Genomic DNA, 21,079 nt, shown 5'->3' with positions numbered 1-21,079 from the left:
GGCGGCGGGCGCATCCAGCAGGGGCGTAAGCCCATCCGACAGAACCTCAGAGCATAGACTCCGGGCATAAAAGTATCCCAGTATATAAATATTCCGGTATAAAGTATCCCCCGCACCTATTCGGATGCGGGGGATACTTTTATACCCAGCCTGTTGATCTAGTCAGCCAAGCCACTAGTTAGTGCCGATGCTCCAAATAATTGCGGAGTCGGTACGAACCTGCAGGTAGCTCTTGTTGTTCTGAACCCACTGTATGCTGCCCTTCACAGGCGACATGGTCGAGGAGAAGAACGGGTCGTTCTTAGTTGCGTTCAGAACGCTGAAGCCGCGGCTGGTCGGGCCGCTGGTCTGGAACTCCATAGTCGCCTCGGTGCCTTCGTAGGTGAAAGCGTAGTGGTTCATGGTGCTCTGGAACTTCTCACCCTTCTTGTAGTGGGGTGCGGAGTCTGCATCGTAGACGCGAATGGTCCATTCGCCCTTACCGGTCAGTTCCAGCTTACGGGTGGGGGTGGAGTGGCCGCTCGCGTCAATCCATGCGGTGCCCTTGAGGTCCTTGCCGTCGCGGGTCGAGTCGATAACGCTCACACCTGCGCTGTTGTTGCCCTTCTCATCACGGCTAGAGATGAAGGCGTTAACCACACCATCTGCGGACTTGAACTCGTAGTAGAGCAGGCCTGTGGACACATCGCCCTTGAGCTTCTCAATCTCGATGGTGTCCTTGTTGTCGGTGATGGTCTTCTTGTATTCCTTGAACTCACCCTCGGGCATCTTCGCTTCAGCAGCAGCGACCGGCGCTGCGGAAGAAGCCTCAGGGGATGATGCCTCAGAGGAAGTAACCGCTGTGCTCGCCGACTTGGAAGAATCGGAGGTGGGTGTCGAGCCGCCACGCGGAACCAGCATGACAATCGCCAGGATGATAACAATCAGCAGAGCCAGCACACCACCGATAACACCCCAAATCTTGGTGCCGGAGAACAGGCCCTTCTTCTGGGAGTTGTCCTTGCCCTGAGCTGCGGGCTCGGTACCGTAGGGGTTGCTCAGTGCCACGGTTGCCTGGTCCTGACCAGACACCTGACCCGCGTAGGGCTGCTGAGCGTTGTACGGCTGACCCTGGTAGGGGTTGTTTTGATACTGACTGCCCTGGACGTTCTGGCCACCCTGGAAGTTCTGGCCCTGGAAACCATCAGCCTGGTTCGGGTGGAAACCATTCGGTACCTGACCCGCCGGGATGAACGCCGCGTTCTGGTCGCCCTGCGCGTTCTGTCCGGGTCGCTCAGACAGGTTCACGGTACGTTCGGTTTCCGGAGTGTGGAACTTAACCAGCGGGGAGCTCTCGATGGTGTGGGCAGCCTCTTCGGTGGAGGCGGGAACCTCAGCTACGGGACCCTCAGCAACCGGTTCAGCTGCCGCCGGTACCTCGGGAGTAACCTCGGCGACGGGCTCAGCAATAGCGGGCTCAGAAACAGCCGGTACTACGGGAGCTTCAACAGCCTCAGCAGCGGGCTCTGCAACAGGTTCGGAAACAACCGGCTCAGAAACAGCGGGATCGGACAGTGCGGAAGACTGGGATGCGAGAACCTGCTCGGGCAGAGTGACACCGGCCAGCGGAACCTGAGTCAGGTGACGCATCGGCTTGGACCCGGAGGAATCCTCAGCTGACTCAGCCGCGGGTGCCTCTACAACCTGCGCAGCGGGAGCTGCCTCAGCAGCGGGCTCCTTGGGAATCAGTGGCTCAATAGTGGCCTCTTCAACCTGAATGGGTTCGGGCTCGGGCTCTTCGACCCACAGCTGCCAGCCTTCAGGAACGGGACCCCACGCGGGGTCAGGACGCCACGTGGGAGTGGGGGCCCATCCGGCAGGAGGAGCGGGCCAGTTGGGCGGCGGGTTGAAGACGAGTGCCATAAGAAAGTAGCCTTTCTGGTGCTGAAAAAACACCCCGGAAGAGCGGTCATCAGCGACTATGTATATGAGCGTATTATCGCTACAAATTATGGCATAGGTTCAGAAAATGAACCCCGTGAATGGTGGGTTTTGACTGTAATTCACGGCTTTTCAATGGTTTTGAAACATCCCGTATCGATTAGTTCTTGAAGGTTGCCGTATGCGCGGTCACCAGTGAACCCGCGGAGGCTAGGATTAAAGAATGAACACGATACCGCCTCCCGCACCTCCGCAGGTAGCCGCCGGAACCCCCGCAGCTGCTACTGCGCCTGCCGGCCTTGCCTACCACCGTCTCTCCCATGCCGACCCGAAATCCCGTTGGTTCTCACCCCTGCTGGAAGGTCTGCTCGGCGTCGCCGTATTTATTGGCCTCAACCTGATCATTTCAGTCGCCCTGGTTATGTCGGTTAGGGGTTCGGGAGTTTCCCTCCAGGATGTAGCTACGAACCGTGCCGTCATCATGGAACACCCGGCACTGTTCGCGCTGACCTTCCTCTCCCTCGTCGCCATCGTGCCTTCGCTCTTTGTAGCGCGCCTAGTCGTGGGTCCGAAGCCCTGGGGTCTAATCCACTCGGTGGCGGGCCGCCTGCGCCGCTCACTGCTGCTTCCGTACCTGGCTTTGAGCTTCGCGGTTTACGGCATCTACTACGCCGTGATGCTGGTGGTGAGCGGTGCGAACCTGCCTGAATACCATTATTTTCAACCTCCACAGGTTGAATTTTGGGTTTATATAGCGATGATGCTACTCCTCGTACCCGTGCAGTGCTACGCCGAAGAGCTTGCCTACCGCGGCTTCATGATGCAGATGCTTGGCCGCTGGCTCCGCACCCCCTGGTTGCCGATTGTGCTACCCGCAGTACTGTTCATGTTCTCCCACGCATACGACCCCTGGGGTCAGAGCACGATTCTCGCGATGGGTATTTATGCCGGTTTCCTCTGCTGGTACACCGGCGGTCTGGAAGCCTCCATCAGCCTGCACGTGGCAAATAACGTGATCCTGATGCTGCTGTCCATGGTGGCTGGTCTGGATCCCTTCGCCTCCGAGGGCGTGACCCCCGTGGATGCACTGCAGGGTATCGCACTGGAAGGCCTGTACGTGGTGCTCGCCTGCCTGATCTTCAACGCACGCGCTCGCCGCGGCGAGGTTTCACGTGAAACACAGCCGCTCAAGGTTGATAACTAAAGGTTGTGGCGGGTTGCTCTAGCCCAGCTACCCCAACCCACCCGCCCCACTCCATGCGGGCCTCACTAGGGCTCTTGCTCCACACCGCGTGGGCTATCGCCCGGGTCACCCCGTCAACACCCAAGAAAAGGTAGGGTTAAACCATGACTGTTGATGCTGTAAAAAATATTGAAGACCTCGCCGCATTCGTGGCGGATTCGCCGGTCTCTTACCTCGCCGCGCGCACGGTAGCGCGCCGCCTGCAAGCAGCAGGTTTCACCGAGCTTATAGAGACTGAAGCATGGGACCCGCAGGTCGCAACCGGCCGCCACTTTGTCGTTCGCGACGGCGCGATTATCGCCTGGGCTGGCGGCGAGAAGGCGCAGAAGGCAAGCGGCTACCGCGTGTTGGGTGCACACACCGACTCGCCCTCCCTGAAGGTCAAGCCCTCCTCCTCCATCACCACGAAGGGCTGGCACCAGATTGCTGTTGAGAACTACGGCGGCGCACTGCTGAACTCCTTCCTGGACCGCGAACTGTGCGTGGCGGGCCGCCTCACCGTCCTTGAGGGCGGGGAGCTGAAGGACCGCCTGGTGCGCACCGGCCCGATTGCGCGCATCCCGCAGCTGGCGCCGCACCTGGACCACAAGCGCAACGAACTGGTGCTGGACAAGCAGTTCAACATGTACCCCGTGTGGGGCGTGGACCCGGCGGAGAATGATGTGCTCGGCTACATGGCGAAGCACGTGATTGACAGCGAGCCGGTCGACCCGGAAAACATTGTGGGTTACGACCTGCTGTTCGCTGATTCGCAGCCTCCGTGCCGCTTCGGTGCCGATCAGGAGCTGTTCGCTTCCGGCCGCCTGGATAACCTGTCTTCGGTGCATGCGGGTTTGACCGCCCTGGAGCGTTACGTTGCCGATAATGCGGACGAGTACGCCACCGAGACCGTGATGCTTGCAGCGTTCGACCATGAGGAGCTTGGTTCGGAGTCGCGCAGTGGTGCGGCGGGCCCGTTCCTGGAGGATATTCTGGTGCGCCTGTCCGCTGCGCGTGGTGAGAGCACGGAGGAGTACCGCCGTTCGGTGGCGGCGTCGTTCTGTCTGTCGGCTGATGCCGGTCATCTGGTGCACCCGAACTATCAGGGTCACCACGACCCGACCGTGCAGCCGCTGCCCGGTGGTGGCCCGCTGCTGAAGATTAACGCGAACCAGCGTTATGCAACGGATTCGGTGGGTGCTGGCGTGTTCGCTGCGGCGTGTGCGAAGGTTGGTGTGCCGTATCAGGAGTTCGTGTCGAATAACAATATGCCGTGTGGTTCGACGATTGGCCCGATTACGGCGACTCGCCTGGGTATGCGCACTGTGGATGTGGGTATTGGTTTGCTGTCGATGCATTCGATGCGCGAGATGTGCCATGTGGACGATATGGCGTACATGACCCGCGCGGTGGAAGGCTTCTTCCGCCTCTAAATTGAACCCCGCTGAGGTATGAGCAGCTGGGGAGTGGGCGCCGGGAACTTAGGGTTCCCGGCGCCCTTATTTTTAAAAATCTTTCGGGAGGTGTTTACCTCTTGAACAGGGTCTATATTTGCCGTAAAGTAACCCACAATACGTTATATAAGTGTTGCACACTACTTATTTTTGAGAAATTTTCACCAATGATGGTGCACCATCAGCTCGTCACCGGCGTAGCGAGCGAACCTCAACATGAAAGGCGGTTTCTATGTTCTTCGATATTTCTCTGATCCCACTGGCGGTTTTGATCATTGTGGGTCAGCTGAAGAAAGCACCGCGAACGTCGCCAAACGACCCGGGCTATCGGGAGCAGAAGGAGCAGGCGCGAAAGCACCTGCGCATCCTGGATGTGCTCGGCGTGGGTTTTGCTCTTGCCCTGATGATTATTCAGTGGGGTAACGCCTCGTTCTCGCTTGCTTTTCATGCGTGCGTTATTTGGGTGGTTCCTCGGCAGCTGTATGAGCTCTGGCAGAAGTTCAATGTGTCGCGTGGGGTACTCTTCGCGTGTGCTATTGCGCTAATCATTATTGAGTTTGGGCTGGCGTTCCTGCCTTAGTCCGAGCGTGTAACAGTTGTGGCGGTGACCGAACAACGGTCACCGCCACAACTATTTTTAAGATGAGACAGACTCAGATTAGACGGGGTTCGATTAGACAGGGTTGTCGGGGCTGGGTAGGGTTACCACCTCAGACCAGCGCGTATCTTTAGCGGCCGCACGGTTCGCGTCGCTCTTCTGCTTCACATCGGCTGGCGCCTGCTGCGCCCACGCCTCAAAAGCAACAATGTAGTTCTCAGGGTAGTTTGCCGCGAGTAGCTCCTGGCGGGTCGGGAAGTACTCCTTACCCTCTCGAATATCGACGTAGTTGCTTGCCTTGTAGGGGTCTGCGCTCTGGATGTCACTGCGCGGGCCGGAGGCTACCTTTCCGCTTGCCACGTTATTGTCATCGATAGCGCGCACCCACGCCGCGGCGTAGGCGTGATCGGCCTTGTTCTTCTCGTACAGCGCCAGGCACTCGGCTCCCGCCGATTCAGCTTCGGCACGGGTGGGGAAGTTCGCCTGGTTGCGCACAACATGCCGCGCAGAGACGTAGGAGGGCAGTGCCGTACCGCGGTCGGCGCTGATGGCTTCCTGCTGCTTATGGGTTTCAGCTTTCGCGGCTTCGTCAGGTTCAAGGCAGGGGGTGGAGCTCTTCTTCGCCGCGGAAGAGGAAGCGGATCCGGTGGCGCTTGTTGCTGACGGGGATGAAGCTATGGTTGTATTCGAGGGTGCCGGAGTGTTTGATGCCGCACTGGTGGAATTACTGCAGGAGGCAAGAAGTAGGGGAAGAATCGCCAGCGCGGCACTGCGTCGTAGACCGCTGGAACGGAACGAAAGAAAAACGGGGGTGTGGGTCATGAGACCACCTCACAAGAGGGATGGAACGATATATTGCGTCTAAACATACCCAAATATTTGATATGCGGTCAATGGAAAATATCATCTTAGTTTAAAACCAACACTCTAGACACAAAGTGTGCTACCCAGTAGTCTTAAGGTTCTGACCTGCTTAAACATGAGGTAGATAAGGTAAGAGTGCGGAGGCTTTGCGGGTCGCCTACCTATCCCAGTATTGGCTTTGAGGCTTAGTGGATAAGAAAAACAACATTGAGGCTATGTGTTCGATGTTCCGCTACTAGCTTTTTATGCTACTGAAAGGAAATGGCATCATGAATTCTACTTATAAGATGTTTGCCGTAAATGAGAAAATAATTTTGTATATCTTATTTCTCATTGTATTGCAATTTTTCTATATTTTCCCAACTGCCCTGTATGCAGATTTCTATAGATTTGTATCGCCATGTGATAGGTGGCAAAGTGCATATTTCGACTATATACCCTTCTTTGTGGTGGGAGTTGTATCAGCTAGCTTATGGCAGACTTTTAGTATGTGGCTGGGTGTAAAGCTTCGTATAGGAATTTTTTGGATCGCATCGCTATATTTAGTTTTTAAAATGTATGGGACTTATGAAATTTTAAAAGGCAATATCTTAAGTTCATGTAAAGTCCCTACAGAATATATGCAGGGAATATTGTGGCCATATGATCTACAGGCATTCATTCTCTGGGGTCCCGATATTGTCTCATGCGTTATTTTTATAGCAGTTTTTATTGCATGTTCTAAGCGTAGCTACTGGATACCAACCCTCGCAGCTATAGCCGCATTTGTTGTGCAGTGCGTCATCTTGGTACTGCTCTGGGAATACGTTAGGGGACTTATCTATTTCCTCCTGCAGTAGCGTTGGGCTGTTGAGGCGCAGGCTTTTACGGAACTGGAGGTTGCGTCATGGGCACCCTGACCGTGGCGCCCTGACCGTGCTCCTCAGGGCATGTTGGCTTCCGCTGATTATCAGGCAAATAGCAATATCTGATGCTGGTGTTCTAGTGACATGTTTGCCTCAAGAGCCCGGTGGCTTGCATGTTTGTGCAAGTCAAGGCGCTGAAAAAACTTGTTTATCGATTTTCTTCCGAGATGTTGGATTTTAAAAAATAAACATAATTTTCTCTTGACCATATATCAAAACTGCCCGTATAGTGAGGGGCAACTCAGTATGCTCCAGCCCACAATGAGGTGACATTATGGCCCTGAAATCCAGGACCCCCAACCCCCGCTATAACGCACTGCGATACGGCGCCGCTCTCTTAACCCTGCCCCTGTTCCTTGCCGCCTGCGGCGGTGCAAACACCGCGGCAAGCAGCACCTCCTCACCCCCCACGGCGAGCGCCTCAGCAACGGCAAGCACCACACCGTACATCAGCTGCTCCTCATACTCCGCCGAAGATCTCGCATCAGCAGAAGCCGCCAAGCCCGCCCCGCGCACCGATGAACAATACCCCGCGTACATCCAGTACCGGCACATCCTCGCAGACGGCGCCCACATCATTGAGCCCAGCGAAATCGACAGCAAATGCCACGCCGCACTCAAAGCAGGGCGCAGCACCCTCCCCGAATACGTTCAAAACATCGATGCCTACAACGCTCACCCCAGCGTCGGAGTCACCGACCCCTTTGCCGGCAGCGAGTACCGAGACATCAAGAACCGCAACGAATTCATCCCCCACCGCGCAGACCTGGAAGAAGCCGCCTACCCCGAGATGATTATTCGTCTCTACGAAAAGTGGTACGAGGCAGCCCCCGCAGACATCAAGACGCTCAGCGACGGCAACCGTGCACGATTCCTCGCCACGAGCGCCTACCAGCAGTGGAAGGCCCAGCCCCAAATCCCCAGCAGCTCCCGCGCATAAACCCACTCAAAAACAGCTGTGGCGGTGACCGAACAACGGTCACCGCCACAGCTCTTTAAACGGCCTCCTCGCAGGGCTAGGGGAGGGGTTACTTGCCCTTCACCTCGCGTGCCAGAGCCAGCAGCTCCTCATGCACCGTCGTATCGCCCGTAACCTCCGGGTGGAAAGAAATACCAATCAGGTTGCCCGAACGCACACCCACAATCTTCCCCTCATGACGAGCCGTCACCTGCACACCCTCACCAGTGCCAGTCACAATCGGCGCACGAATAAACGCCGTATCAATAACCACCTCATCACCGGCAGGGGTCAACCACGGCAGGCGCACCTCTGCAGAATCAACCTGCGAACCAAAAGCGTTACGGCCCACCGAAACAGCCAAAATACCCAGCGACTGCTGACCCGGCGCCGGATCATTAATATGCTTCGACAACATAATCAGGCCAGCGCACGTACCCAGGGTCGGCAGACCCGAAGAAATCGCCTCAATCAGCGGCTCACGCACACCAAAAATACGGGTCAAACGGTCAATCGTCGACGACTCACCACCGGGCAGAACCAGCGCATCCAGACCCTCAAGCTGCTCACCGGTACGCACCCAACGTACCTGCGCACCCAAAGATTCCAGCATCTCCGCATGCTCGCTCACGCCGCCCTGCAACGCCAAAACACCAACCGTCAAACCCTCACCCGGCAAAACACCGGTAGGCTGAACCTTCATCACCGCTCCCTTCACAAATCAACAAACACAAGGAGGGTGGGACCCGCCTCAGCGAACCCCACCCCCTCATCAAACACTCACCCCACAAACGGGGTGCGCGCGCGAATTACCAGCCGCGCTCCGCCAGGCGGTGCGGTGCCGGAATGTCAGCAACGTTAATGCCGACCATAGCCTCACCCAGGCCGCGAGAAGCCTCAGCAACCTTCTTCGGGTCATTGTAGAAAGCGGTAGCCTTCACAATAGCCTTCGCACGAGCAACCGGGTCGCCCGACTTGAAAATACCGGAACCAACGAACACGCCGTCAGCACCGAGCTGCATCATCATTGCAGCGTCAGCGGGGGTAGCCACACCACCAGCGGTGAACATGACCACGGGCAGCTTGCCGGTCTGAGCAACCTCACGAACCAGCTCGTACGGTGCAGCCAGTTCCTTAGCCTTCACGTACAGCTCATCGGGCATGGTGTTGTACAGGCCCTGAAGCTCAGCAATCTGACGCTTAATGGTGCGGATGTGCTTGGTGGCCTCAGAGACGTCACCGGTGCCAGCCTCGCCCTTCGAGCGGATCATAGCGGCGCCCTCGGTGATACGGCGCAGAGCCTCACCCAGGTTGGTAGCACCGCACACGAAAGGAACCTTGAACTGGTGCTTATCAATGTGGTTCACGTAGTCAGCGGGGGAAAGAACCTCAGACTCGTCAATGTAGTCGACCTTCAGGGTCTCCAGAATCTGAGCCTCAACGAAGTGGCCGATGCGTGCCTTCGCCATGACCGGGATCGAAACAGCATCAATGATGCCCTCAATCATGTCCGGGTCAGACATACGAGCCACGCCGCCCTGCGCACGAATATCCGCGGGAACGCGCTCGAGAGCCATGACGGCAACAGCGCCAGCATCTTCAGCGATCTTAGCCTGTTCGGGGGTGACGACGTCCATGATGACGCCGCCCTTGAGCATGTCGGCCAGGCCGCGCTTAACAAGCGGGCTGCCGGTTACGGTGTTGTTATCAGTCATGACCTTATCTTCTCACGTTCTGAGTGCTCGCGCGCACTCACGGAGGTGGATTTTCTGTTCTCTGACACGGTACGACCCGAAGTTTACGTCAGAATGACACAAAATGTCATGAAAGGTGCCCGCACCCATGAAGTAGACAGCCCCGCCAGCGAGCGTAGGAAATAAAACCGCCGGTATACTCTTTAACCCAGTAGAACCCTGCACACGGGCACCGCGGGTAGGCGCTCACCACATCGTAAACGCCACCTAGAACAAAAGCCCGCAGGGCAACCATCAACACATTTCACAGACCATGTAGCGCACCAGGAACTGCGCCCGGGCACACCCATATCAGCACCCGAGCGTCCAGTACCCCTGTGCCCAAGAAAAGGAACAGCATGCTCGAAGTCGTTATCGCACTATCCCTCGCTGTCCTCGTAGGCAGCGCAATCGCGCACAAAACGCGGATCACCCCCGCCATTGTGCTGATTTTCATTGGCCTGGCTATCGGTATTATGCCCGCCCACGAACTGCACGAAGTTCAGAGTATTGGCCTGCCGCCGCACGTCATCCTCGAAATCTTCCTGCCCATCATGCTCTTCTGGGAAGCCCGCAACACCTCTTGGCGTGAAGCGCGCACCCGCATTCGCGGCATTATCCTCACCGGAACCCTGCTGGTCATCGTGACCGCCTTCGGTGTCGCCGGGATTCTGCACGAGCTCGTTGGCGTGAGCATCTGGGGTGCGGCCCTGCTCATCGGTGTGGCGCTCGCACCCACCGACGCAGTCGCCGTCGCAACCCTCAACGGCAAACTGCCCAAGTCCTCCATCACCACGCTTAAGGCGGAGGCACTCATTAACGACGGCACGACCCTCGTGTTGTTAACCCTCGCGATGCAGGTAGCCGCCGGCCAAGGACTCTCCCTCGGCCACTCCAGCGGCATGTTCTTCTTCTCCTTCCTCATCGGTATTCTGGTCGGTCTGGCGGTCGGCTGGGCAGCCAACAAGATTCGTGCCCACATCGACAACCCGATGTGGTTCACATGCTTCATGTTGAGCGTGCCCTTCATTGCGTTCCTGCTCGCGGAGAAGATCGAGCCTTTCCCCGATATGAAGGGCTCAGGCGTGGTTGCTGTCGTAATCGCGGCGTTCTTCCTCACCTACTACAGCCCGGATACCATCAAGCCGCAGAACCGCACCTATGGTACGCCCACCTGGGCGTTCGTCACCTTCGTTATGAACGCTGTGCTGTTCGTCATGGTCGGTGTGCAGCTGCCCACCGCCGTGGAACGTATGGGCGTCACCATTAACCTCTACGGCACCACCTGGAGCTACGGCCTGCTCGTTGTGCTGGTCGCCTGGATTGCCTGCATTGCCATTCGTTACGTATTCCTGAACGCCTCCGTTTTCATGATTCGACTGCTTGACCGTAGCGAAAAACAGCGCACCCTGCGCACCACCCACCGCGGCCGTGTCGTATCCACCATGGCTGGTCTGCGCGGCGGCGTGTCCCTGGCGGTGGCGCTGTCCATCCCGGCGAGTGTTGAATACCGCGACTTCGTAATCTTCGTGGTGTCCGGTGTGGTGCTGTGCTCCATGGTCGTCCAGGGCATGCTGCTGCCCGCCGTAATCCGCTGGGCGAACCTGCCGGTCGACAACAGCGAAGAAGAAGAGATGAACGAAGCAATCCGCACCCTGATTGCTGAGTCCTTCGACTCCATCGAGGAAATCGGTGGACGCATCAACGCCCCGCAGGAAGTCATCGACCGCATCGCTGAAGAACACATGTTCAACATGAGTATGTACCGCAACCTGCACACCCTGCACATGCACGGCGAGGACACCCCCGAGAATGTGTTGAAGGTGCTCGAAGCGAACGAAAAGGAAAAGGAACTGCGCCTGGGCGTGCTCGAAGTTCAACGCGACATTCTCAAGCGTCTGCGCGACGAAGGCAGAATCGACACGAACGTACTGCTCCAAATCCAGCAACGCCTGGACATTGAGGTGTCGCGTGTGCTCGGCCCGCTTGAGCTCGAATAGCTCACGCTCCTACATGCGATACGTATGAGGTGAGGCGCCCCACCCCTAAACGGGGAGGGGCGTCTCGTTACTTTATGTTGCCGCTGCCTCTGTGCGCCCTCCCGTATCTGCGCACCCCAAGCGGCCATAAGGCAGGTTTTGCTCAGGGTGAGTATCTACCCACCCGCACTGAACATCGGTAAAATATGAAAGTTACGCCCGCACTCACCCCCCCACGCGGAAGCCTCAACGGCCCAGGGAATGAGTAAGACATTTCGGGCACCCCGGCCCCGCACACTCGCGGACATCAGCCGTCTATCTGACGCACACAAGTGACCGGACCGCACAGACCAAGGAACCTATGACGTCCCACCAGACTGAAAACAACGCGCCCAAAAACGGCGCATCCAACAACACCGCACCCACCGCAGGACATGGCCCGCACGGTGCAAGCGAAGATCCGCAGAACATCTACCTGCTCAAAGACGCCCCTATCCTCAAGGCGCTACTCTCTCTCGGCGTGCCCATGGCACTCGGCCTCGCCATCACCAGCATCTACAACGTGGTGAACTCCTACTTCGTCGGCCACTACGGCAGCGTCGAAGAGCTCGCCGCCACCGGCTACGGTGTGCCCGTCTTCGGCGTCATCATGGCAATTGCGGGCCTGTTCGGTCTGGGCGCTTCCACCCTCGCCTCCCGAAAGCTTGGCGAAGGCCAGCCCGCCCACGAAATCCACCGTGTCACCTCCTTCGCGCTCTACTCGGCACTCGGTGCAGGCGTTATCGCCGCCATTATCGGCTTCATCCTTGCCGACCCGATTACCGGCATTATGGGTGCTTCCGGCGGCTCCTACGAACCGACCCGCATCTACGTGCACCTCATGTTCCTCGGCGCCCCCTTCGCCATCGGCATGTTCACCCTGGAACAGCTGGTCCGATCCGAAGGCTACGCCAAGCAGTCCATGTACGGCATCATCGTCGGCACCGTCGTCACCTGCATCTTTGACGTGCTGTTCATCGCCATCATGGACATGGGTATCGCCGGTGCCGGCTGGGCGATGGTCCTGGCGAACGTTGCGTCCATGCTGTACTACCTGCTGTTCCTGATGCGTAAGAGCGAGAACTTCTCCGCGAACATCCGTGACTTCTCCCTCGACCCCGCCATCATTAAGCCCGTGGTCGCGGTCGGTGCCGCTGAGCTCATTCAGAGCCTGAACCTGATCTTCTCCGCCCTGCTGCTGAACAACCTCGCTGCCTCCTACGGTGATGATACTGTGGCGGCATTCGGCCTAGCAATGCGCCTGAACATGGTGCCCGAAATGCTCTGTATGGGCCTGTGCATGGGCGGTATTCCGCTGTACGCCTACGCATACGGTGCCCGCAACGGCGCCCGCGTGAAGGAGGCGCTGCGCACCGCAACCATACTGTCTGTGGCAACTTCCGTGGTGCTCACTATCCCGGTGCTGATTTTCCGCCGCGAACTGCTTGCCGTGGTTGGTGATGAGCGTCTGGTCTCCACCGGCGAAGAGGTCTTGGTCGCGCTGATGCTTGCCGCCGTGTTCAACGCGGTCAGCATCGTGTTTGTCTCCTGGTTCCAGGCATCCGGTAAGGGCGGCCCGGCAATGCTGATGACCCTCGGCATTGCGTTGCTGTTCTTCCCCGCCGTGTACTTCGGCAATATGTGGTTCGGCTTTAAGGGCCTGACCTGGGCGTTCCCCTTCACTCAGGTGCTCGCCTGCGCGCTGGGTCTGGTACTGTTCCTCGCTACGGGCGGCACGAAGGTACCGCCCGCTGAGCCTGAGGTAGAAGCTGAAGGTTCTGAGGAATCTGATGCTCAGGCTGCCCAGGTTTCTGGCGCACAGTCCGAGCGGAAGGCATAGTCTTCAGCCTGCGAAAACATAGTAAAAGCCCCGGACTCCCATCGAGGGAGCCGGGGCTTTTACGTTAGTTCTTACGCTGGTTGAGGCGCTCAACCGGAAGACGCTAGATTCTTCCGCGCTAGTTCTTCCACCAAGAATCAAAAATCGTCACCGGAGTAGTGCGCTTATGGCGGCTACGCAGGTAAATCTGCTCCAGCTTTGCAGCTGCCGCCTCGTCGATTTCCTTACCTTCCAGGTAGTCGTCAATCTGCGGGTAAGTCAGACCCAGCTCATCCTCATCGGTACGGCCGGGCACGCCGTCCAGCAGGTCAGCAGTCGGAGGCTTAGCCCACAGACGCTCAGACGCACCCAAAACACGCAGCAACAGCTGGTTCTGACGCTTATTCAGACCAGCCAGCGGCAGCAGGTCCGCGCCGCCGTCACCGAACTTCGTGAAGAAACCCGTAATGGATTCCGCCGCATGGTCGGTGCCGACCACCAGGTAGCCGGGGCCGCCAGCAATCGCGTACTGGGCGATCATGCGGGCGCGCGCCTTCACATTACCCTTGTTGAAATCGCTAATCTGCTCGCCGGTCGCGGCAGCGTAGGCGGTGTCGAAGCCATCCACGGCTTCGGCAATGTTGAAGGTCAGGGAGCGGGTGGGCTGGATGAAACGCAGCGCCTCCTGCGCGTCCTCTTCGTCGTGCTGCACACGGTAGGGCAGACGCACTGCCACGAACTCGGTGGTGCGGCCACGCTCATTGAGGCGGTCCACCGCCAGCTGGCAGAGGCGACCCGCCAGGGTGGAGTCAATGCCGCCGCTGATGCCCAGTACCAGGCCGCGGCTTCCAGTGGCTTCCAGGTAGTCGCAGATGAACTGGATGCGGCGCTCCACTTCTTCGCGTGCCTGCTCTTCGGTCATGTTGGGCTTGACGCCCATTTCACGGATAATCTGTGCCTGTAATTCACGCATGACTTAAGTGTACGCTCCACCTTATGGCCCGTGCGGTGAACCGCCGAGGGAGGCGAGGTAGTGTTCCACACGGTCCGTTCAGCGCGGCGTACGCGGCGGGTTCAGTGCTGCTCTAGCCTTCCTCTAGTTCCGCAAATACGCAGCGTACTCACAGGTTGCAATCCTTGTTCCACCCCCCCTCGTTTGCTAGGATGAGTGTACGGTTCAAATACCGTTCAAAACACCCGGTGATGAGGGAAAACGCCCCCACCCCCGCTACGCCACAGAACACGTCAACCAAGGACGGTGAAGACAGCACCATGGCAAAAACAAAAACTGAACTCTACGATGAGCTCGTAGACATCGAAACCAGCCTCGAAAACCACCCGCTCACCTCCGGGAAAATAGCGGAGGCGAACATCATCGTCGAGCAGATGAAGGAGCAGGGCGCCACCCAGGAAGAAATCAATGAGGCACTCATCCGGCAGGGGCTGCCTTCCCTCGTGGAGATAGGCAAGAGTACCTTGACGCAGTCTTTTAGCCTCTGGAAGCTGAGTCACCGCAAGTCCAAGGTGGAAGCCGCCATTGAGAAGCTCAACCGTAAAGAAGCCCGCCGCCACTAACTAGCCCGCCTCGGGCAGGGCAAGCAAGTACCCCCGGCAGATGCGTACAGCATTCGCCGGGGGTACTTCTTTTTCAAAGGAATATCAGTGGCTTAGATTTTCAAAGACGCTCTTATAGCGCTCAACGAAGTCAGCCGCCACGTTCCACGGACTCTAGCGGGCGGTAGGTGCCGTCCAGGCAGCCGGTGGTGATGCGATGCTGAGCCAACCAAGAGATTTTGGTGTAGCACTGATCGGTGTTCTTCACATCGGTGAAGCGGGACGGAGTGATGTACTCGGTCTGCTGATCCTTGATGTTCAGTACCTCGGTGCGGTTGCCCTTAGCGCCGTTGGTGCCGGAGAGGTCACCGGTGCCGTTGTGTAGGTGTAGCAGCAGCGCCTTGGCGGATGCACCGGATTCGCCGAGTGCGGGGATTGCGTCAGCGGAGACGGGGTATGCCGAGTACTGGTACTACCTGGTGTACACCGCCGGCCGGATGGCTACGCGGACATCGAGGGATTCACAAAACAACAGAGTAGCCCCAGAACCGTATAACGACCTGCCCCTCCACGCACGTAACACCGCGTGGAGGGGCAGAGGCGTCTTTTTCTTGTCATATTCGGGTTTCTTCGCCTGCTGTCCGGCGAGGGTTAATATTCCATTTACCTTGCCTTGATAGGGTGAAACCATCACGAGCGTTGCGACCAAGCAGAGCGAGGCGGGCACCCGCCGAAAACGGCGAGTTATTCTGCTGCCGCGCCTCAACGATTAGCTGTATCCACTCATCGATAGATTAAGGAAAAGAACGATGTCCCAGCACCCTGAACAGTACAACCAGTACTCCCAGCAGGCACCCTCCTACTCGCAGGCGCCGGGTCAGCCCAACGGTTACGTGGTTTCCTCCAAGGATGACCAGAACATGGCGATGCTCACACACCTGGCTTCTGCAATTCTGTCGCTACTGTCTTTTGCAACCGCAAGTATTCTCGCACCGCTGGTGATGTGGTTCATCTACAAGGACAAGCCCGGTTACGGTTTCACTAAGGAATCGGCACGTCGTGCGTTCAACTTCAACTTCTCCCTGTGGCTCATCAGCATGGCGTCCTGGGTGCTGATGGTGGTGACCTTCGGCATCCTGGGCATCATCCTGTGGGTTGTCCCGCTGGTTGTGTCTATCCTGATGGTTATCTTCCACAGCCTGGCTGCTCTAGCTGCAAACCGCGGTGAGCAGTACACCTACCCGATGACCTTCATCGAGATCCTCAAGTAGTCTTCACGGCTCATATCGGTAGCGCCCCCGTCTGAATATTGGATGGGGGCGTTGCCGTGCTTGGTGAAGCTCACCGGCACCGTATTCGGCACGCCTATCGACTCGTTACACGGGACTTAAAGGGGTGGGCACGGTATCATTAGAAGAGCTGTGCCTACCCGGATCATGAGGCGGTAGGTCGCCGCCGCGCCGTGAAATCCGGTGCGTATCTTCAAGGCTTTCAAGGAGCACAAAAATGTCAGCTGTCGTGATTGTGGGCGCCCAGTGGGGCGATGAGGGTAAGGGCAAGGCAACCGACCTGCTCGGACCCCGCGTAGACTACGTGGTCAAGCCCAACGGCGGTAACAACGCCGGTCACACCGTGGTGGTGAACGGCCAGAAGTTTGAGCTGAAGCTGCTGCCCGCGGGTATCCTGAGCGATAACGCCGTCCCCGTGATTGGTAACGGCGTAGTTGTTAACCCTGAAGCTCTTTTCGCTGAGATTGACGGCCTTGAGGCTCGTGGTGCTGATACTTCCCGCCTGAAGATTTCCGCTAACGCACACCTGGTCGCACCCTACCACCAGACCATGGACAAGGTGACCGAGCGTTTCCTCGGCAAGCGTGCTATCGGCACCACTGGCCGCGGTATCGGCCCCGCCTACATGGATAAGGTTGGCCGCCTCGGCGTGCGTGTTCAGGACATCCTGGACGAGTCGATTCTGCGCCAGAAGGTTGAAGGTGCACTGCGCCAGAAGAACGAACTGCTGGTGAAGGTCTACAACCGCCGCCACGTTGAGGTCGATGAAATCGTCGAGTACTTCATGTCATACGCTGAGCGTCTGAAGCCGATGATTGTGGACACCACCCAGCTGCTGAACAAGGCACTGGACGAGGGTAAGACCCTGCTGATGGAGGGCGGCCAGGCAACCTTCCTGGACGTTGACCACGGCACCTACCCGTTCGTGACCTCCTCCAACCCGACCTCCGGCGGTGCATGCGTCGGTTCGGGCGTGGGCCCGACCCGCATCTCCCGCGTGATTGGTATTCAGAAGGCGTACACCACCCGCGTGGGTGCTGGTCCCTTCCCGACCGAGCTGTTCGATGAGATGGGCGAGTTCCTGCGAACCACCGGCGGCGAGTTCGGTGTGAACACTGGCCGCCCGCGTCGTTGCGGCTGGTACGATGCCGTGCTGGCGCGTCAGGCTGTGCGTATCAACGGCTTCACCGACCTGTTCATCACCAAGCTGGACGTCCTGACCGGCCTGGATAAGATCCCGGTTTGTGTGGCTTACGATGTTGACGGTGTGCGCCACGACGAGATGCCGATGACTCAGACTGACTTCCACCACGCTAAGCCGATTTTCGAGTACTACGACGGCTGGACCGAGAACATTTCGGATGCGAAGAGCCTGGATGAGCTGCCCGAGAATGCCCGTAAGTACGTGCTGAAGCTGGAAGAGATTTCCGGCTGCCGTATTTCTGCGATTGGTGTGGGCCCGGATCGTGACCAGACCATTGTGGTTCGCGACCTCATCAACGAAAACTAATCTAATAAGCTAAATACGTGAACCCCCGGAGGGTACCTTATAGGTGCCTTCCGGGGGCTTTTCGTATGCTGGGTGCACGCGCGGTACATGTGACCGGGTGGGGCGTGTGCCGTATGCTGGAAAGAGCGCCTCGCACACGTGGTGCAAAAGCGTTCAGAGGAGGACAACGATGACCTACATTACCGGAGCCATCTACCCCAGCGGAGACCGTATCCGCATAGGCGCACCCGAAGAAGAAACCCTCAACGCCTACCAGCAGCCTAACACCGCTGTCGCCCTCGGATACGCCAACCCCGACATCTACGAACTGTACGGCCTGCAAGAAACCTTCAATCTGCACGAACTCGCCATCGAAGATGCCGGACGAGGCCACCAGCGCGCCAAACTAGAACGATACGGCGACTCCCTCTTCACCGTCATCCGCCCCGCTATCTACCTCGACAAAGAAGAAGAAGTGCGCCTCAGCGAACTGCACCTCTTCACCGGCCCTCGCTACACCCTCGCACTCGTCCGCGACGAACAACGCAACAACCAGCGCATCAACGACCAGTTCAACCTGTTCTACGCCACCCCCGACGCATCCCCCGCCCGACTGCTGCACCGTATCCTCGACAGCACCGTCGACGGGTATGCACCCGTGCTGGACGGCCTCGAAAACGACAGTGACGAAATCGAAGACATCCTCTTCTCCACCAATGAGCGACGAGACGCCAACCCCCTCGCCCAGCGCATCTACGAACTGCTCAACCAGGTTATCGACTTCCAGCGTGCCTGCCGACCCCTCGAATCCATGATTGGCCGTATCATCGAAGGCATGCGCACCGGTACGCTCGACCCCTCACCCTACCCGGGCGCATCCGACGAAGAAAAGAATGAAGAAGCGGTTGAGCTCGCCCGGCAATTCCGCAACGTGCTCGACCACGTAACACAAATAAAAGAACGCCTTGAAGACCTTCGTAGCTCTCTCGAAAACGCTCTGCGCGTGCACGATACCCTGCTCGGTCAGCAGCAGAACGATGACACTAAGAAAATCTCCGCCTACGCGGCGCTGCTCATGGTGCCCACCATCGTTGGCTCGATCTACGGCATGAACTTTGAGGTCATGCCCGAACTCAAATGGCAGTTCGGCTACCCCGCCGCGCTGTTGCTCATGGTGGGTTCCTGTCTGCTCCTCTATTGGTTCTTCAAGAAGAATAAATGGCTCTGATATGTGTGTATGCCGGATATGACATACACGATATACCTTATGCCGCGCGGTCGTACTGGGCACGCATTGCGCGGCGGCAATCACGACGCTCACGCTTGAATTTCTTACACACAGCCTCCGAATCGGCAAACATGTAGAAGTCCTTCGGCTCAGCCGACAGACCCAAAGTCGACAGCTCAACCAGCGACAGCATCGCGTAGAACACCTTGTGGTGCAGCTCAAAATCGCAGGCCCCCGGAGCGGACTCCACCGCGAACACACCGCCAGTGCACTCCAGCACGCGCATCGCCCAGTGCTGAGTCCACAGGTCACCATTGACCGGGCTCACACCCAGGCGAGTCAACGCCAGGCCGGTACCCTGCACACGCTCAAAGCGCAGGCACATCTCCAGGTCCTTCTCCAGGGGGAACACGAACAGCAGAGCGTTCTGCGCCGCCGCACGTAGCTCAGCCAGGTTCGCCTCGTAACCGGAAGCGCCCTGAGTCAGGTGACGCATCACGCGGTCCATAGTCGAGGACACCGGCGCGGTGCGGAAGCACGAACCGTCAGCCACCAGCTGCTTCAGAACGCCGCGGAGCTCCTCCACGTTGAAACGCTCCATACGAACGATGGTGCCCGCCTGCATTAGCAGGTTGAACTCTGCATCACGGCACAGCTGCTCATCTGCGGTGCAGGAAATCTCTGCGTTTGCGTACTGGCTCTCGTGAGTGGTGTTTTCCATGACCGTTCCTTCCGTAGATGCTGAATTAACCTAGCGGCAACACCGCAGGAGACGGCGTGTCCGGTCGGAAGGATCGTCCCTTCCAACACCTACACTCTATGAGCGACCCCTGACACGATAAGCAGTTTTTAATCTACCCCGGGGTAAAACTGGGAAAATTCTGAAAAATTCTGAAACCGCCCGTAAAACACAGAAAACCGGGTGCTTTCCTATGCGGCCGGAATCGGCGCTTTCTGCACGCCATGCACCTGCTTTTTGCCCGCTGGATGCACTCGTGACCGGAATCGGTGCGTGCCCGCCCGAAATAGGGTCTAATGGGGGCAGAAAGGCGCAGCGGTATCGTTGCCCGCGCCTTCCACACCGAATAATTCACCGACGAAACGAACACATCATGCCGAGGAACAAGCCCTCAGAAGAGACCCTGGCGCAGGTACGCCGCGTCATCGACGCACTCAACGAGCGTGGCGCCCGCAAGCAGGCGATCCGTCTGAAGGTAACCCGCCCCGAAGCGCCGCTGCCTCAGACTGCTTCTAAAATTGATGGCCGCCCGTACCTGCCCGCCGGCGAGTTGCCGCCGACCAATGAGAAGGGGGAGCCGCTGGGCATGATTGCGCAGATTAACTGCGCCGACCTGCCCGAAAACAATATCTACCCGGCGACCGGTCTGCTGCAGTTCTGGATTAATCCCAATGACGAAGAATGCTTGTGGGGTTACGACTACGAGAAGCCGCTCTCGCAGAAGAACCACCGCGTTATCTACTACGAGACTCTGGGTGAGCCGAACCCGGATGCTCTCTTCCCCAACGTTGACTGGGACGAGGGCGGCTGGCCTCTGGGACCTGATGGTAAGGGTGTTTCTGAGGAGACTGCCGAGTACGCACTTGCCTTCGAGACCTGGGAACAGGGCTTCCTGGACGGTGGCTTCGAAATCTACGACCAGTTCGCTGACGCCTGGGATGAAATGTACCCGGACCAGAAGCTTCCTAAGGAACCGAATGCACGAGATGACGCCTCCTACAACCTGCTGGAGCCCTTCGAATCGGAGGAGAGGGATTACTCGCATATCGGCGGCTACCCTTCATTCGTGCAGGAGGATCCGCGCGATGAGTTCGAGGAGCTGCGCGGCCACACTGTGAACCTGCTGACCATCGAATCGGAGTGGGGTGAGGACGCAGAGGAGGGCGTGTACGTGATGTGGGGTGATGCCGGTGCGGCAAACTGGCTGATTACTCCGGAGGCGCTTGCCGCCCGCGATTTCTCGCAGGTCGTCTTTGAGTGGGCTTGCGGCTAAAGCCCTGCCGCTAAGC

19 protein-coding genes are annotated in these 21,079 nt (G+C 58.1%); 12 read left to right on the top strand and 7 right to left on the bottom strand.

Annotated elements, in window-relative coordinates:
• Positions 1-174: 174 nt before the first annotated feature.
• Complete coding sequence (locus QFX05_RS05250; RefSeq protein ID WP_279741539.1) at positions 175-1,902, bottom strand: hypothetical protein; 1,728 nt, start codon at positions 1,900-1,902, stop codon at positions 175-177.
• Between the two features lie 241 nt (positions 1,903-2,143).
• Here QFX05_RS05250 and QFX05_RS05245 point away from each other — a divergent pair, with 241 nt between their 5' ends.
• The 3 genes from QFX05_RS05245 to QFX05_RS05235 all read left to right on the top strand — a co-directional run bounded on the left by QFX05_RS05245 (position 2,144) and on the right by QFX05_RS05235 (position 5,176).
• Positions 2,144-3,124 carry a CPBP family intramembrane glutamic endopeptidase gene (locus QFX05_RS05245; protein ID WP_279741538.1) on the top strand — a complete coding sequence of 327 codons (981 nt, stop codon included), beginning with the start codon at positions 2,144-2,146 and terminating at the stop codon, positions 3,122-3,124.
• 143 nt (positions 3,125-3,267) lie between these two features.
• The gene (locus QFX05_RS05240; RefSeq protein ID WP_279741537.1) at positions 3,268-4,575 is read left to right on the top strand and encodes a M18 family aminopeptidase; all 1,308 of its coding nucleotides are present in this window, start codon (positions 3,268-3,270) and stop codon (positions 4,573-4,575) included.
• Positions 4,576-4,828: 253 nt separating this feature from the next.
• Complete coding sequence (locus QFX05_RS05235) at positions 4,829-5,176, top strand: hypothetical protein (RefSeq protein WP_279741535.1); 348 nt, start codon at positions 4,829-4,831, stop codon at positions 5,174-5,176.
• Positions 5,177-5,269: 93 nt separating this feature from the next.
• Here the strand turns inward: QFX05_RS05235 and QFX05_RS05230 are convergent, their stop codons facing one another.
• Complete coding sequence (locus QFX05_RS05230) at positions 5,270-6,016, bottom strand: hypothetical protein (RefSeq protein WP_279741533.1); 747 nt, start codon at positions 6,014-6,016, stop codon at positions 5,270-5,272.
• A gap of 311 nt (positions 6,017-6,327) precedes the next feature.
• Between QFX05_RS05230 and QFX05_RS05225 the strand changes: the two genes are divergently transcribed.
• Both QFX05_RS05225 and QFX05_RS05220 read left to right on the top strand, forming a co-directional pair.
• Positions 6,328-6,897 carry a hypothetical protein gene (locus QFX05_RS05225; RefSeq protein WP_279741531.1) on the top strand — a complete coding sequence of 190 codons (570 nt, stop codon included), beginning with the start codon at positions 6,328-6,330 and terminating at the stop codon, positions 6,895-6,897.
• Positions 6,898-7,237: 340 nt separating this feature from the next.
• A complete protein-coding gene (locus tag QFX05_RS05220; protein WP_279741529.1) occupies positions 7,238-7,903 on the top strand; it encodes a hypothetical protein in 666 nt (221 codons plus the stop codon).
• 88 nt (positions 7,904-7,991) lie between these two features.
• Here the strand turns inward: QFX05_RS05220 and pdxT are convergent, their stop codons facing one another.
• Together pdxT and pdxS are read right to left on the bottom strand one after the other, a co-directional pair.
• Positions 7,992-8,624 (bottom strand): pyridoxal 5'-phosphate synthase glutaminase subunit PdxT, encoded by a 633-nt coding sequence (pdxT, locus tag QFX05_RS05215; RefSeq protein ID WP_254757470.1) that lies wholly within the window; start codon positions 8,622-8,624, stop codon positions 7,992-7,994.
• Positions 8,625-8,730: 106 nt separating this feature from the next.
• On the bottom strand, positions 8,731-9,636 hold the full coding sequence (pdxS, locus tag QFX05_RS05210) for a pyridoxal 5'-phosphate synthase lyase subunit PdxS (protein ID WP_254757469.1): 906 nt from the start codon (positions 9,634-9,636) through the stop codon (positions 8,731-8,733).
• 377 nt (positions 9,637-10,013) lie between these two features.
• Here pdxS and QFX05_RS05205 point away from each other — a divergent pair, with 377 nt between their 5' ends.
• Together QFX05_RS05205 and QFX05_RS05200 are read left to right on the top strand one after the other, a co-directional pair.
• Positions 10,014-11,654: a Na+/H+ antiporter gene (locus tag QFX05_RS05205; RefSeq protein ID WP_254757468.1), complete on the top strand. Its 1,641-nt coding sequence runs from the start codon at positions 10,014-10,016 to the stop codon at positions 11,652-11,654.
• A gap of 340 nt (positions 11,655-11,994) precedes the next feature.
• Complete coding sequence (locus tag QFX05_RS05200; RefSeq protein ID WP_279741527.1) at positions 11,995-13,512, top strand: MATE family efflux transporter; 1,518 nt, start codon at positions 11,995-11,997, stop codon at positions 13,510-13,512.
• A gap of 118 nt (positions 13,513-13,630) precedes the next feature.
• Here QFX05_RS05200 and nadE read toward each other — a convergent pair whose 3' ends face one another.
• Positions 13,631-14,464, bottom strand: a complete 834-nt coding sequence (gene nadE / locus QFX05_RS05195) for an ammonia-dependent NAD(+) synthetase (protein WP_279741524.1) — start codon at positions 14,462-14,464, stop codon at positions 13,631-13,633.
• 230 nt (positions 14,465-14,694) lie between these two features.
• Between nadE and QFX05_RS05190 the strand changes: the two genes are divergently transcribed.
• Positions 14,695-15,066, top strand: a complete 372-nt coding sequence (locus QFX05_RS05190; protein WP_279741522.1) for a recombinase — start codon at positions 14,695-14,697, stop codon at positions 15,064-15,066.
• Between the two features lie 130 nt (positions 15,067-15,196).
• On the opposite strand, the gene QFX05_RS05185 is transcribed toward QFX05_RS05190, so the two are convergent.
• On the bottom strand, positions 15,197-15,313 hold the full coding sequence (locus QFX05_RS05185; protein WP_279741520.1) for a hypothetical protein: 117 nt from the start codon (positions 15,311-15,313) through the stop codon (positions 15,197-15,199).
• Positions 15,314-15,854: 541 nt separating this feature from the next.
• On the opposite strand from QFX05_RS05185, the gene QFX05_RS05180 reads away from it, so the two are divergent.
• The 3 genes from QFX05_RS05180 to QFX05_RS05170 all read left to right on the top strand — a co-directional run bounded on the left by QFX05_RS05180 (position 15,855) and on the right by QFX05_RS05170 (position 19,051).
• Entirely contained in the window at positions 15,855-16,316 is a 462-nt protein-coding gene (locus QFX05_RS05180) for a DUF4870 domain-containing protein (protein ID WP_279741518.1), read from the top strand.
• A 235-nt stretch (positions 16,317-16,551) separates the two neighbouring features.
• Positions 16,552-17,844: an adenylosuccinate synthase gene (locus QFX05_RS05175; RefSeq protein ID WP_279741516.1), complete on the top strand. Its 1,293-nt coding sequence runs from the start codon at positions 16,552-16,554 to the stop codon at positions 17,842-17,844.
• Positions 17,845-18,013: 169 nt separating this feature from the next.
• Entirely contained in the window at positions 18,014-19,051 is a 1,038-nt protein-coding gene (locus tag QFX05_RS05170) for a magnesium and cobalt transport protein CorA (protein WP_279741514.1), read from the top strand.
• 37 nt (positions 19,052-19,088) lie between these two features.
• On the opposite strand, the gene QFX05_RS05165 is transcribed toward QFX05_RS05170, so the two are convergent.
• A complete protein-coding gene (locus tag QFX05_RS05165) occupies positions 19,089-19,772 on the bottom strand; it encodes an integrase (RefSeq protein ID WP_279741512.1) in 684 nt (227 codons plus the stop codon).
• A 391-nt stretch (positions 19,773-20,163) separates the two neighbouring features.
• Here QFX05_RS05165 and QFX05_RS05160 point away from each other — a divergent pair, with 391 nt between their 5' ends.
• A complete protein-coding gene (locus QFX05_RS05160) occupies positions 20,164-21,063 on the top strand; it encodes a YwqG family protein (protein ID WP_279741510.1) in 900 nt (299 codons plus the stop codon).
• The last annotated feature ends 16 nt before the right edge of the window (positions 21,064-21,079 follow it).

Origin of the sequence: Rothia similimucilaginosa (assembly GCF_029850875.1) — a bacterium.
Taxonomy (GTDB): Bacteria; Actinomycetota; Actinomycetes; order Actinomycetales; family Micrococcaceae; genus Rothia.
Note: the sequence above shows the minus strand (reverse complement) of the source record. Positions and strands in the feature narration are given on the sequence as shown.

Excerpts from the sequence above, each read along its gene's own strand:
- QFX05_RS05250 (WP_279741539.1), bottom strand. The coding sequence starts at position 1,902 with ATGGCACTCGTCTTCAACCCGCCGCCCAACTGGCCCGCTCCTCCTGCC.
- QFX05_RS05245 (WP_279741538.1), top strand. The coding sequence starts at position 2,144 with ATGAACACGATACCGCCTCCCGCACCTCCGCAGGTAGCCGCCGGAACC.
- QFX05_RS05240 (WP_279741537.1), top strand. The coding sequence starts at position 3,268 with ATGACTGTTGATGCTGTAAAAAATATTGAAGACCTCGCCGCATTCGTG.
- QFX05_RS05235 (WP_279741535.1), top strand. The coding sequence starts at position 4,829 with ATGTTCTTCGATATTTCTCTGATCCCACTGGCGGTTTTGATCATTGTG.
- QFX05_RS05230 (WP_279741533.1), bottom strand. The coding sequence starts at position 6,016 with ATGACCCACACCCCCGTTTTTCTTTCGTTCCGTTCCAGCGGTCTACGA.
- QFX05_RS05225 (WP_279741531.1), top strand. The coding sequence starts at position 6,328 with ATGAATTCTACTTATAAGATGTTTGCCGTAAATGAGAAAATAATTTTG.
- QFX05_RS05220 (WP_279741529.1), top strand. The coding sequence starts at position 7,238 with ATGGCCCTGAAATCCAGGACCCCCAACCCCCGCTATAACGCACTGCGA.
- pdxT (WP_254757470.1), bottom strand. The coding sequence starts at position 8,624 with ATGAAGGTTCAGCCTACCGGTGTTTTGCCGGGTGAGGGTTTGACGGTT.
- pdxS (WP_254757469.1), bottom strand. The coding sequence starts at position 9,636 with ATGACTGATAACAACACCGTAACCGGCAGCCCGCTTGTTAAGCGCGGC.
- QFX05_RS05205 (WP_254757468.1), top strand. The coding sequence starts at position 10,014 with ATGCTCGAAGTCGTTATCGCACTATCCCTCGCTGTCCTCGTAGGCAGC.
- QFX05_RS05200 (WP_279741527.1), top strand. The coding sequence starts at position 11,995 with ATGACGTCCCACCAGACTGAAAACAACGCGCCCAAAAACGGCGCATCC.
- nadE (WP_279741524.1), bottom strand. The coding sequence starts at position 14,464 with ATGCGTGAATTACAGGCACAGATTATCCGTGAAATGGGCGTCAAGCCC.
- QFX05_RS05190 (WP_279741522.1), top strand. The coding sequence starts at position 14,695 with ATGAGGGAAAACGCCCCCACCCCCGCTACGCCACAGAACACGTCAACC.
- QFX05_RS05180 (WP_279741518.1), top strand. The coding sequence starts at position 15,855 with ATGTCCCAGCACCCTGAACAGTACAACCAGTACTCCCAGCAGGCACCC.
- QFX05_RS05175 (WP_279741516.1), top strand. The coding sequence starts at position 16,552 with ATGTCAGCTGTCGTGATTGTGGGCGCCCAGTGGGGCGATGAGGGTAAG.
- QFX05_RS05170 (WP_279741514.1), top strand. The coding sequence starts at position 18,014 with ATGACCTACATTACCGGAGCCATCTACCCCAGCGGAGACCGTATCCGC.
- QFX05_RS05165 (WP_279741512.1), bottom strand. The coding sequence starts at position 19,772 with ATGGAAAACACCACTCACGAGAGCCAGTACGCAAACGCAGAGATTTCC.
- QFX05_RS05160 (WP_279741510.1), top strand. The coding sequence starts at position 20,164 with ATGCCGAGGAACAAGCCCTCAGAAGAGACCCTGGCGCAGGTACGCCGC.